This window comes from Acinetobacter suaedae, assembly GCF_008630915.1.
Taxonomy (GTDB): domain Bacteria; phylum Pseudomonadota; class Gammaproteobacteria; order Pseudomonadales; family Moraxellaceae; genus Acinetobacter; species Acinetobacter suaedae.
The window spans coordinates 377589-390015 of the sequence record NZ_CP043909.1; the positions used below are offsets into that span (position 1 = coordinate 377589).

Consider the following 12427-nt stretch of genomic DNA (forward strand, 5'->3'; position numbering starts at 1 on the left):
AGCGGTATGACTTTAAACTTAGAAGTCATCTTTTTTATAAAGATGATCCATGCGCTCACGTTTGGTTTTTAAATAATGTTCATTGAACGGATTACGACCTACAGTGAGCGGAACGCGCTCGACCACATTAATTCCAAGATCAGTGAGTGCTTTTAGCTTGAGTGGGTTATTCGTCAGCAATTTTACTTCTTTCACTTGCAGATGATCGAGCATGATGCTGCACATATCGTAACGACGCGCATCCGCAGGCAGGTTTAACAATAAGTTTGCATCAACGGTATCATGACCTTGATCTTGCAAAGCGTAGGCACGAATTTTATTGGTCAAGCCAATCCCACGACCTTCTTGGCGTAGATATAAAATCACACCTTGTCCAGCTTCATTAATTAGGCGTTGTGTGGCTTGTAGCTGAGGCCCACAATCACATTTTAATGAAGCAAAAGCATCACCTGTCAAGCATTCAGAATGAATACGTACCAGTACTGGTTGATTTGGAGCAGCTTCTAAACCTTTAGAAAGCGCCACATGCTCTTCGCCTGTTTCTGGGTCTTGGAACACGGAAATATTGAAGTCACCAAAAGCAGTTGGTAGCTTTGATGTAGCAATAAATTCAATTGGCACAGAGAGCTCACTATTATGATTAAAACAGTCAAAGTATAGCCTAATGTGTGAAGATTGAGTGAATTGGAATTTCTGATTTTTTATATCGAGTTTTTCTTTTTCATACAAAGAACACAATAATGGTTGATTAACAGTGACATAATTCAGGATAATCACCAAGCCAGTTATTGATGATTGGTAAAAGAATGTTCAGCGCTGCATCATTCGCACATGTGGCTGATTGAAGGTAGATCGTATTTAATTGTATGATTGCCCTCATTTAACCCAGCTTCGGATTTGCCAGGCTTAAAAAGGCTTTGCCACATTATGTTGTATACCGAAATTCCAACTCAACGCCCTGTTACGCCATTGTTAGATGGAATTGAACATCCACAACAATTACGTCAGCTCGAGCAAAGCCAACTCGCACAAGTGGCGGATGAGTTGCGTCAATATATTTTGTATGCGGCAGGACAAAGTGGTGGGCACTTTGGCGCAAATCTAGGTGTTATCGAACTAACGGTAGCATTACATTATTGTTTTAATACACCACAAGATCGCTTAGTTTGGGATGTAGGTCATCAAGCTTATCCACACAAGGTGTTAACAGGACGTCGTGAGCGTATCACAACGATCCGTAGTAAGAATGGCTTAGCAGCGTTCCCTGCGCGTGATGAGTCTGAGTTTGATACTTTTGGTGTAGGGCACTCATCTACTGCAATTTCAGCGGGTCTGGGGATGTCTCTTGCACGTCGTTATCAGAAAGATCCGTGTGAAGTTGTGGCGATCGTTGGTGATGGAGCAATGACAGCTGGGATGGCATTTGAAGCCATGAATGATGCTGTTGCTCACAATGCTGATTTAATTGTCGTATTAAATGACAATGATATGTCTATTTCGTGTAGCACAGGTGGATTTGCCAAACATTTAGCCGCGATTTGGGAAACTGGACATCTTGTTAATGTTAATGAACATGGCGAGGCCTATGTTCAGCCCCATCCAAAATGGACTTATAATTCACGTTTGCATCAATCTGCAACAGATGCTGCTGATAATTTATTTAAAGCGATTGGCTTTGACTATTTTGGCCCATTCGATGGTCATGATGTTGAACAACTGACGCAAGTTTTTCAGGCGTTGAAAAAACGTAAAGGTCCACGTTTAGTTCACGTTTATACTAAAAAAGGTAAAGGTTTTGCGCCAGCTGAGGCCGATCCAATTACTTATCATGCGATTACTAAAATTGCACCAGTAACCTCTACAACCGTTAAGAAAGCACCACCAAAATATTCTGATGTGTTTGGACAATGGTTGTGTGATGAAGCAGCTCAAGATCAACGCTTATTGGCAATTACCCCTGCGATGTGTGAGGGGTCGGGTATGGTTAAGTTCGCCCAACATTATCCTGAACGTTTTTTTGATGTTGCGATTGCCGAACAACATGCAGTGACGTTAGCTGCAGGTATGGCATGTGAAGGTCTAAAACCTGTGGTTGCAATTTATTCAACTTTCTTGCAGCGTGGTTATGATCAATTGATCCATGATGTCGCATTGCAAAATTTGGATGTCACTTTTGGGATTGATCGTGCAGGTTTAGTCGGTGAAGATGGTCCAACGCATGCTGGGGCTTATGATTATGCCTTTATGCGGACTGTCCCAAATATGGTCATCATGGCACCAAAAGATGAAAATGAATGCCGTCAAATGCTACATACTGCTTATCATTTTAATGGACCAACAGCAGTAAGATATCCGCGTGGTGTTGGTTTAGGCGTAGAAATACAACAACAAATGACTGCTTTAGAGATTGGTAAGGCTGAGATAGTCGCTGAGTTTAATTCAAATGCAGATCAGCAGATTAGCATTCTCGCTTTTGGTAGTCGCGTTGCCACTTCAGTTGAGGCAGCTGAGCAATTTGCCAATCAACATGGTGTTGGGGTGCGTGTGGTGAACATGCGATTTGTGAAGCCATTGGATGAGCAATTACTGCGAGATTTGGCATCACGTACGCAACTCTTTGTAACAGTGGAAGAGCATGCAGTGATGGCGGGTGCAGGCAGTGCCGTGAATGAGTTTTTGGCACAAGCGAAGATTGTAAAACCAATTTTAAATCTGGGGCTTCCAGATGAGTTCTTACATCAAGCAACACATCAACAAATGCTTGCAGATTGTGGTTTGGATGCCAAAGGGATTTTGCTCGCTATTGAGCAAGCTTGGTTCTAGTTTATAAGTTTATGTAAAAGCGGAAATAATTTTTCGCAACATTTTTCCCCTAAAAGCGCTTATATTTGCTAGAATATACGCGCTTTTATGCATTATTCTTTGTCAAAATCTTCAAATTTGTAGTGGGTGTTCAATGGAACCTATGGTGGTTATGGCTGCGCGTGCGGCTCAAACAGTTGGTCAAGAGCTTTTAAAGGCACATCAAAATCGTCATAAACTCGATTTACAAGTTGAAGAAAAAGGCATTGATGGTCCAGTAACGCGTGTAGATCGTTACTTGGAGCAACTTACAATTGATACCCTTCGCAAAAGTTATAAAAACCACAGCTTTCTTGGTGAAGAGTTTGGTATGCAAGAAGGTAAAGGTCACGATGCAGATTGGTGTTGGGTGATTGATCCTTTAGATGGTACACAAAACTTTATCAATGGTTTTCCTCATTTCTGTATTTCTATTGCTGTACAACACAAAGGTGTAACTCAACACGGTGTGATCTACGATCCAGTGCGTGATGAGTTGTTTTCTGCGAGTCGCGGTCGCGGTGCGGTGATGAACCAACGTCGTATTCGTGCCAATGTCAAAGAAAGTCTTGAAAATACTTTTCTTGCAGTAGGGCATCCGTACCGTGCAAAACGTAATGGTGAAATTGTTTCTTATGCAGAGCAACATTTTGCTTCATTATTGGCAGTGACTAAATCTGGCGCGCAAATCCGTCGTGGTGGCTCAGCTGCTTTAGATTTAGCATATGTTGCTGCGGGTCGTTTTGATGGTTTCTTTGAATTGGGTTTAAAACCGTGGGATATCGCTGCGGGCGAGTTAATTGTCAAAGAAGCGGGTGGCGTTGTGGTTGATGCTCGTGGTGGTAATGATTCATTTGATAATGGCCAAGTGTTGGCGTGTTCACTTAAGATGTTAAAACCATTGATGCAGACTGTTGTTCCAGCTTGGGGCGAAGCTGCAAAATAATTTTTAGATTTCCAAAAAGCCCTCAATATTTGAGGGCTTTTTCATTTTGGGTTGGTAATTTATAAGGATGAGCGATTTTATTTAGAGACACACCATGAGGTATAGGTGGATAAAGTTGAAGAGCAAAATATAGATTTTGGGTTAACTGTGAATGGTAAGATATTTTTTGGAAATGCTTTTACACTAGCAAATATTCAATATTTAATGACTCAAGATAATAGAGCAGGTGAGTCTGCTTTTGGTTCCTATTATTGGTGTGTCGATATGCTAGTTCTTAAAAAATGATTATAGATTGTTTAGTAAAAACACTTATAGATATATTAAATGATGAATCTTTAGATATCGGTAGGATATTTACTCAAGTAGCCAAAAAGCCTTGTTTTTTCTTAAGTTGCAATTTATATGTAAAAATAAAAAGTGATCCAATAGAAAAACCTATTAAAAAAGGTGACTTTTAAAATTATTCTGCTATAATCCGCCCACGCACTTAAATTCCAGTTCATTACCTGAACATTCAGTTCTATTCATATTAGCGCACGCTGTCCATAGAGAGGACCACATCTTGCGCCCAAATCGCTTAGCGATTCTTCAGGTTGAGGCAGTAATCAAGCGTGCGTTTAGTCCACATCGTCGTTATTCGGATTGCCGCTGAATTTCATCTATTTTCAGCTTGAGTCGCTTTGCCGCTTGTTGCCGATGTCTATTTTTTGTATTTATTAAAATGGAGCACCCATCAGGGTGAAACTCTCTATGAGCAAAACTTTTGCTGAATTTTCTTTGCACGAAACCTTACAACAAGCCCTCGAAGGTTTAGGTTTTACTAGTCCAACTCCTGTGCAAGAACAAGCGATTCCAGCTGCTTTAGATGGAAAAGATTTATTAGTTTCAAGCCAGACTGGTTCTGGTAAAACAGCAGCATTTTTACTCCCTACATTAAACGCTTTAGCGGGTCAGGAAACTTTTGTGCCATTTAAAGAGCGCATGAAAGCAGTGACTCAGCCAAGCATTTTAGTTTTATGCCCTACACGTGAATTAGCTCAACAAGTAAGCCAAGATGCGATTGCATTTGTACGCCACATGAAAGGTGTTCGTATTGCTGCAATTATGGGTGGTATGCCTTTTGGTAAGCAAATTCAACAACTTAAGGGTGCACAAGTGGTTGTTGCGACTCCTGGTCGTTTACTTGATTTAGTCAATCGTCGCCAATTAAAGCTCGATAAAGTTGACGCTTTAATCGTTGATGAAGCTGATCGTATGTTGGATCTTGGTTTCTCTGAAGACTTAGAGGCAATTAGTGATTTAGCTGCAAACCGTAATCAAACATTAATGTTCTCTGCTACATTTGCGGATCGTATTATCCGTCTTGCAGAACGTATGATGAATGATCCTGAGCGTATTGCAATTGAAACAGGTCATACAACTAACACTGATATTACTCAAACCCTTCATTGGACTGACGGTTTTGAGCATAAGAAAAAACTTTTGACTCACTGGTTATCTGACGAAAACTTAGATCAAGCAGTCGTTTTTGCTAGCACTCAAGAAGATACAGACATGCTTGCAGAAGAGTTAGCAGAAGCTGGTCACTCAGTGGTTGCATTACATGGTGCAATGCCACAAACGGTTCGTAACCGTCGTTTACGTAGCATTCGTGAAGGTCGTGCAAAAATCTTAGTTGCTACTGATGTTGCAGCGCGTGGTTTAGATGTACCAACGATTTCTCACGTGATCAACTTCGGTTTACCGATGAAAAATGAAGACTATGTACACCGTATTGGCCGTACTGGTCGTGCAGGTCGTACAGGTCAAGCGATTACACTTGCGACTTATCGTGAGCGTGGCAAAATTCGCGCTTTAGAAGATTATTTAGATGCACGTTTAAGTGTATCTGAAATTGAAGGTTTAGAGCCATCTCCACCTCCTGCACGTTCAGGTCGTGATGGTGGCGGTCGCGGTCGCGGTGGTCGTGATGGTGGCGGCCGTGGTCGCGGTGGTTTTGGTGGTGGTCGTCGCTTTGAAGGTGAAGGTAACTTCAAACGTCGTGAAGGCGGTGATGATCGTCCACGTCGTAGCTTCGATGACAAGCCACGTGGTGAGCGTCCATCTTTTGGTGGCGAAGATCGTCCACGTCGTGAATTCAACTCTGACCGTCCACGTCGCGAGTTCAATTCAGATCGTCCACGCCGTGAAGGCGGTTTTGAAGACCGTCCACGTCGCGAATTTAATTCAGATCGCCCACGTCGTGAAGGTGGTTTTGATGATCGTCCGAAACGTAGTTTTGGTGGTGAAGACCGTCCACGTCGCGAGTTCAATTCTGATCGTCCACGTCGTGAAGGTGGCTTCAACGATAAACCGCGTTTTGACTCAAATGATGACAACCGTGGTAACCGTGTAGATTACAAACCACGTCGTGAAGGTAGCTTCGGCGACCGTCCAAAACGCGATTTTGGTGATCGTCCACAACGTGAAGGCGGTTTCGGTGATCGTCCAAAGCGTAGTTTCGGTGATGACCGTCCAAAACGCAGCTTCGGTGGTGATGATCGTCCAAAGCGTAAGTTTGGTAACGATGAGCGTCCAGTACGTGGCACACGTGAAGAACATTTCGGTGGCGACCGTCGTCGTAAGAACGATTTTTAATCGATAAAAACCGATGAAAAGAAAAAGCCAGTTGAAGAACTGGCTTTTTTATTTGTGATTAGTCAGGTAAAATTGTAAAAACGAGTACTAATTCAAATTTTATAAAAGAAATGAATAAGATTAATCAAACTAACGGCCTAAATCACCAAATTTGGTCTTTCATTCGCAATGAAGGATTGCCGTGCTTATTCGTCATCTTGATGTTATGCAACGGTTTATTTTTTGCTTATGCTGTTTTTGATCAAAATAATACCAATTCGTATAAGGTGAATATTCCTCATACATCTGAATCAGTTGATCTAAAGCCTGGCTACATAAATTAAATAATCTTGATACATCACTTATCAAAATAAAAACAACCATTTAATCTTTCAGTGTATAGTATGCGTGCATAAAAAGTGCAGGAATGAATGCCATTATGAATAACAAATCTCCTCTCGATGCTGAAGCCTTAATTGAAGTTAGAAACTTAAGCTTTAATCGAGGAGAACGCGTCATCTATGACGATATCAGTCTTAAAATTCGACGTGGTCAAATTACTGCAATTATGGGACCTTCTGGTACAGGTAAGACCACTTTGCTTCGTTTGATTGGTGGACAATTAGTCCCAGACCAAGGCGAAGTGCTGCTGGATGGTCAAAATATTGCGACGATGTCACGTCATGAGCTTTTTGCAGCTCGTGCGCGTATGGGGATGTTATTCCAGAGTGGTGCTTTATTCACAGATATGTCTGTGTATGAAAATGTTGCTTTCCCGATTCGCGCACATACCAAGCTACCAGAGCATCTCATTGCTGAACTGGTGGGTTTAAAGCTTGAATCTGTTGGGTTACGTGGTGCTGAGAAATTAATGCCTTCTGAGCTTTCAGGCGGGATGAATCGTCGAGTGGCTTTGGCACGTGCAATTGCACTAGATCCAGACCTTATTATGTATGATGAACCTTTTGCCGGGCAAGATCCGATTGTCATGGGTGTCTTGACGCGCCTAATTCGATCTTTGCGAGAAGCACTTGATTTAACTACAATTATTGTTTCGCATGACGTTGCGGAAACATTGTCAATTGCTGACTATATTTATGTTGTTGCAGAAGGAAAAATTCAGGGTGAGGGCTCACCTGAACAACTAAAAAATCATGCTTCACCATTTGTTCGTCAGTTTCTAACAGGTTCAATAGAAGGGCCTGTTGAATATCAATTTACGCATCAAGCATATTTAGATAACGAGGTTCGTCCATGAATACGATTGCCTGGCTAGGTAGACTCGTTATTGAGCGAATAAAGGGGATTGGTGCTGCATCACTGATGCTCCTACAAATTTTATTTTCGATGCCATCAAAAGGTGGTTTTCAGCGTTTTATTTATCAAATGTACCGTGTCGGGGTGATGTCTTTATTGATCATCTCCGTATCGGGTTTATTTATTGGTCTGGTATTGGGTTTACAAGGCTACTCAATTTTGGTCAATGTGGGTAGTGAAGCCATGCTAGGCACTATGGTGTCTTTGACGTTGTTACGTGAACTGGCACCAGTAGTTGCAGCTTTATTATTTGCAGGACGAGCTGGGTCTGCATTAACTGCTGAAATTGGTTCCATGAAGCAAAGTGAACAGCTTGCAAGTATGGAAATGATCGGAGTCGATCCACTGAAACAAATCGTATCTCCACGATTATGGGCAGGTATTGTGAGTTTACCGATGCTAACAGTGATTTTTGCTGCGATCGGTATCGTTGGTGGTAAGTTGGTGGGTGTTGATTTCCTCGGCGTGGATGAGGGTTCATTCTGGGGTGGGATGCAAAGTAGTGTTCAATTTGGACATGATGTGGTCAACGGCATCATTAAAAGTATTGTCTTTGCTCTGATTTGTACATGGGTAGCGGTCTATCAGGGTTATGCCTGTGACCCAACCCCAGAAGGTATTGCGACTTCGATGACGAGAACGGTCGTATATTCTTCGCTTTGTGTATTAGGTTTTGATTTCGTGTTGACTGCGGTCATGTTCGGAGGGATTTAATGAAATCACGTACTAGTGAGCTGGCCGTAGGTATTTTTGTCATTATCTTCGGTATTGCTCTATTTTTTCTTGCAATGAAGGTCAGTGGTTTAGTTGGTACTAATTTGCGTGACAGTTATAGCATGACAGCTCAATTTGACAATATTAATGGGTTAAAGACACGTGCTAAGGTCACGATGAGTGGTGTCACGATTGGTCGTGTTGACTCGATTACGCTTGATCCAGTGACACGTTTGGCGACTGTTAAGTTTGATCTAGATGGAAAACTGACTAGTTTTAATCCAGAGCAACTCAAAGAAGTTCAAAACAATGCCCTAGAAGAGTTACGTTATAGTGCTGACTATGAGCAAGCTGATGCTGCGCAACAAAAAGCAATGGAACAGCAACTTATCAGTAACATGACCTCCATCACCAGTATTGATGAAGATGCTTATATAATGGTAGCGACCAATGGCTTATTGGGTGAGAAATACTTGAAAGTTATCCCAGGTGGTGGTGTGAACTACTTAAAGCGTGGTGATGTAATTTCAAATACCCAGGGCACAATGGATCTAGAAGATTTAATCAGTAAGTTTATTACTGGTGGCGGTGCTGGCAAAGTTGCATCTGATGCTGAAACTTCAGCATCACAAGCAGATGCTGAACCATCTTTTGCTGAGTAATCGTATTTAGGAGTTTAAAGTGAACACATTATTGAAACAGACTTTAACCGCAAGTGTATTATCAACAATGCTTGCAAGTGCAGCATTTGCAGCACCAACAGAAACACCACCAGACTTTGTAAAGCGTGTGGCTGATGGTTTGGTAACACGTTTAAAAGCTGATCATGCAAAGTTACAAAACAATCCTGAATTGGTTAGAACGATTATTCGCCAAAATCTTGACCCATATGTAGACTCTCAAGCGTTTACCCGCATCGTATTGGGTACTTATGCGAATAATCAGCATACGACCGCAGCTCAACGTGCACAGTTTGAAAAGAACTTCCGTGAAGTGATCATTGAAAACTATGGTAGTGCTTTTGCAAAATATACCAATCAAAGTTACACCATGCGTCCATACCGAGCGACAAACTCGAAAAACCCTGTAGTGACCTTAGATTTTCTTAACAATGGTGAGAAGATCCCTGTGTCATTCCAATTGGTTGATAAAGGTGACCAATGGCGTATCCGTAATGTGAATGTGGCGGGTATTGACTTAGGTTTACAATTCCGTAACCAGTTCGCTGCGACTGTTCAGCGTAATGGTGGTGACATTAACAAAGCAATCGCAACCTTTAAACCAGATGCAGATGCTGCGGTATCTAAAAAATAAGTAGGTGACGGGTGATTCAGTATATTGATCAGCAATTGATCGTTTCGAAAACGATTAATTTTGAGAATGCAGAGCAGGTTTATCAGACTGGTTTAAAGCATATTCAGCAACATCAGAATTTTCCTTTGGTTGTTGATCTTGCGCAGCTTGAAAATGGTAATACTTTATCATTGGCAGTTTTGGTGCAATGGTTGCGCCAAACACCAGAGCGTAAAGGGCTGCATTTCAAAAACGTTTCTGAGAAAATGTTGAAAATCATCCAAGCGAGTCATTTGCAAGATGATCTGAAATTGATCTGAAAGAGAAGTATGAAAAGAGAGCTTTTGATAAAGCTCTCTTTTTCTTTGCAACTATGATTTTGGAAAGGCTGACAAAAGAGATTGGCAAGTTGGATATTTTTTGTTTAGCTTTTTAAGATAATAACTTTGATCGTGTTCTAAAAAACCACCTAATAATCCTGTAGATGTCGTGTATTGGCAATTTCGATTTTGTCGATCCCATGCGGTAAACGGTATGATTGGTTGGCTGATAGAGAGAATATCATTTCGACAATGCAATCGTGCTAAGGACGTGATGCTATATGTTTGTGATTTTGCACTATCTTGAACGTAGGCTAAGCCAATAACTAAATCGTCTTTTTTAAAGTTTGGATAGAAGTGGCTCTGCCATTGTTTTGCTTTCGAATACTTTATCCATGCACCAAGACCTCGGAAGATAAACTGAGGATGATTCAGTGTTAAATGATAGTAATCTTTAGATGAAGTTTTTTGAACTGATTGAAGACGTGAAATAAACACGTCTTCAGGAGAATGTGGTGCGCATGCAAAAGATGTAGGAATTAATAAAATTGATCCATATATCAGTAGACTCGGAAAGAGAGTGCGACCTCTCATGCTAAATCCATTTTTTCCATCGGAAATAAAGTGTTGGCCCGATCAAAAAGGTAATTACTAAAGTAATGACAATCCAAAAGCTGGTATTGCCTTGAGCAAAAGGTAATACATCAGTATTCATACCATAGATACTAGCAATCAACATTGGAGGAGCTAACATACTCGGCAGGATAGAGAAACGTTTAAAAGTTTCATTCATTTCTGTGTTGGCAAAACCAGTCGTAATATCAAGTAAGAATTTTAGTTTCTGGAATAAGAAAGCATTATGCTCAAGTAAAGAGCGTACATCTTCACTCATTTCTCGAATATCAGCATCATATATGTGACTTCCTAACGCACGCGGACGTGATAGGAAGGTCAATACTCGGCGTAAGTCAGTCAGACAGAGTTGTGCTTTTCCTAGCATATCTTCTTGATGCGCTAAACGTGTGATCATGTCATCAAGATCTAAGATCTGTTCGCGATGATGATCATTGAGAACTTCAGCAGAGTATTCTTCAAGGTACCGATGGGTATCCTCAAGAATATCTGAAAGCTCATCCAGTTTTGCTTCTAGTAAACCTAATAAGATCCAAACGGGATCTTTGTAATCCATCTCATAATCATTACGTCGAGCGCGAGCACGAAAGGCACGAAATGCAACTAATTTTTCACCACGTAAAGTAATAAGCCGATTTTTTTCAAGCAAGAATGCAACGGTATGTACTGTCGCAGCCAATGTGTTTTCTAAATCTTCTTGTTCTCGGTCAGATTGAAAGTTTTTATTCTTTGTTAAAAAATAAGTACTGATATGCAAAATTCCATCATCATCACGGTAAAATCGTGCCGATGAGGAAATATCTTCTAGTGACTTGAGGGTAGGTAAGTTTCTTTCATAGGCATCGAGTACCCATTGCTGCTCTTCTTGGGATGGCGCAATTAGATCGATCCAGACCAATTCAGGGTAGAGATCAAAACCACCATTGATGGTTGCATCTTCTAGACTACCGCGCTCTGTGGCATAAAAGGCTTCAAGCATGTCTTTTTTCCTCGCGCAGTGAATATTAGGACTTTTTGCACTATGCAGAAAGTCAGCGTGTATTTTAGACAAGGATGCAATGAAAAACACTTGCCTAATCGTTATTTTCTTAAAAATCTTGTTTCTTAGCTTACTTTAACAGCATGACAATTGCATAAAACGGTTTTAATTGTATGAATTCAATATGTGTTTTCTGTGGCTCTTCTCTTGGAAATGATCCGATATATCAACATATGGCACAAGCAACTGGGCAGGCGATTGCAGAGCAAGGTAAAACGCTGATTTACGGTGGTGGTCGTTCTGGTTTAATGGGTGTCGTTGCTGATAGCGCATTAAAGGCTGGAGGACGTGTGGTTGGTATTATTCCAAATGCATTGGTTGATCGGGAGCTTGCACATAAGGGGTTAACTGAACTCTATGTGGTTAATAATATGCATGAGCGTAAAACTCAGATGTCTGAGCAAGCAGATGCATTTATTGCATTACCTGGTGGTGCGGGAACATTAGAAGAAATCTTTGAACAGTGGACTTGGAATCAACTTGGAATTCATCAAAAGCCTTGTGCATTTTTAAATGTTGATGGTTTTTACGATGATTTAATTAAAATGATTCAAGGTTCGGTGGCACGTGGATTTAGTCAGTCACGTTTTGTTGATCAATTGATTGTGGCAAATGATATTAATGAAATTCTAACAGCATTTTCAACCTATCAACCTGCGGTGCCTAAATGGATGTCGGTTGATGAAATTCAAGCATGAGGATGTTTCA

The 12427-nt window shown here is 41.1% G+C and carries 13 protein-coding genes; 10 read left to right on the forward strand and 3 right to left on the reverse strand.

Annotated features, from left to right (window positions below):
* Positions 1–18: 18 nt before the first annotated feature.
* Positions 19–621: a GTP cyclohydrolase II gene (gene ribA, locus F2A31_RS01780; protein ID WP_109441532.1), complete on the reverse strand. Its 603-nt coding sequence runs from the start codon at positions 619–621 to the stop codon at positions 19–21.
* A gap of 306 nt (positions 622–927) precedes the next feature.
* Here ribA and dxs point away from each other — a divergent pair, with 306 nt between their 5' ends.
* The 9 genes from dxs (at position 928) to F2A31_RS01830 (ending at position 10047) form a co-directional block, all read left to right on the forward strand.
* The gene (gene dxs, locus F2A31_RS01785; RefSeq protein ID WP_150024925.1) at positions 928–2823 is read left to right on the forward strand and encodes a 1-deoxy-D-xylulose-5-phosphate synthase; all 1896 of its coding nucleotides are present in this window, start codon (positions 928–930) and stop codon (positions 2821–2823) included.
* A gap of 133 nt (positions 2824–2956) precedes the next feature.
* Positions 2957–3787, forward strand: a complete 831-nt coding sequence (locus F2A31_RS01790; RefSeq protein WP_150024926.1) for an inositol monophosphatase family protein — start codon at positions 2957–2959, stop codon at positions 3785–3787.
* Positions 3788–3892: 105 nt separating this feature from the next.
* The gene (locus F2A31_RS15870; RefSeq protein WP_228715642.1) at positions 3893–4072 is read left to right on the forward strand and encodes a hypothetical protein; all 180 of its coding nucleotides are present in this window, start codon (positions 3893–3895) and stop codon (positions 4070–4072) included.
* A 465-nt stretch (positions 4073–4537) separates the two neighbouring features.
* Positions 4538–6424, forward strand: coding sequence for a DEAD/DEAH box helicase (locus F2A31_RS01800; RefSeq protein WP_150024927.1), 1887 nt, complete (start codon positions 4538–4540; stop codon positions 6422–6424).
* Positions 6425–6842: 418 nt separating this feature from the next.
* The gene (locus tag F2A31_RS01810; protein ID WP_150024929.1) at positions 6843–7661 is read left to right on the forward strand and encodes an ABC transporter ATP-binding protein; all 819 of its coding nucleotides are present in this window, start codon (positions 6843–6845) and stop codon (positions 7659–7661) included.
* Positions 7658–8434, forward strand: coding sequence for a lipid asymmetry maintenance ABC transporter permease subunit MlaE (gene mlaE / locus F2A31_RS01815; protein WP_004641120.1), 777 nt, complete (start codon positions 7658–7660; stop codon positions 8432–8434). The genes F2A31_RS01810 and mlaE overlap by 4 nt, the downstream gene beginning before the upstream one ends.
* Positions 8434–9096, forward strand: a complete 663-nt coding sequence (gene mlaD / locus F2A31_RS01820) for an outer membrane lipid asymmetry maintenance protein MlaD (protein ID WP_150024930.1) — start codon at positions 8434–8436, stop codon at positions 9094–9096. Before mlaE ends, mlaD begins: the two co-directional genes overlap by 1 nt.
* A gap of 19 nt (positions 9097–9115) precedes the next feature.
* The gene (locus F2A31_RS01825) at positions 9116–9748 is read left to right on the forward strand and encodes an MlaC/ttg2D family ABC transporter substrate-binding protein (RefSeq protein WP_150024931.1); all 633 of its coding nucleotides are present in this window, start codon (positions 9116–9118) and stop codon (positions 9746–9748) included.
* Positions 9749–9759: 11 nt separating this feature from the next.
* The gene (locus tag F2A31_RS01830; RefSeq protein WP_008941206.1) at positions 9760–10047 is read left to right on the forward strand and encodes an STAS domain-containing protein; all 288 of its coding nucleotides are present in this window, start codon (positions 9760–9762) and stop codon (positions 10045–10047) included.
* A gap of 51 nt (positions 10048–10098) precedes the next feature.
* Here F2A31_RS01830 and F2A31_RS01835 read toward each other — a convergent pair whose 3' ends face one another.
* Positions 10099–10641 (reverse strand): hypothetical protein, encoded by a 543-nt coding sequence (locus F2A31_RS01835; RefSeq protein WP_150024932.1) that lies wholly within the window; start codon positions 10639–10641, stop codon positions 10099–10101.
* Between the two features lies 1 nt (position 10642).
* The gene (locus tag F2A31_RS01840) at positions 10643–11659 is read right to left on the reverse strand and encodes a CorA family divalent cation transporter (RefSeq protein WP_150024933.1); all 1017 of its coding nucleotides are present in this window, start codon (positions 11657–11659) and stop codon (positions 10643–10645) included.
* Positions 11660–11832: 173 nt separating this feature from the next.
* Between F2A31_RS01840 and F2A31_RS01845 the strand changes: the two genes are divergently transcribed.
* Complete coding sequence (locus F2A31_RS01845; protein ID WP_150024934.1) at positions 11833–12417, forward strand: LOG family protein; 585 nt, start codon at positions 11833–11835, stop codon at positions 12415–12417.
* Positions 12418–12427: the final 10 nt, after the last annotated feature.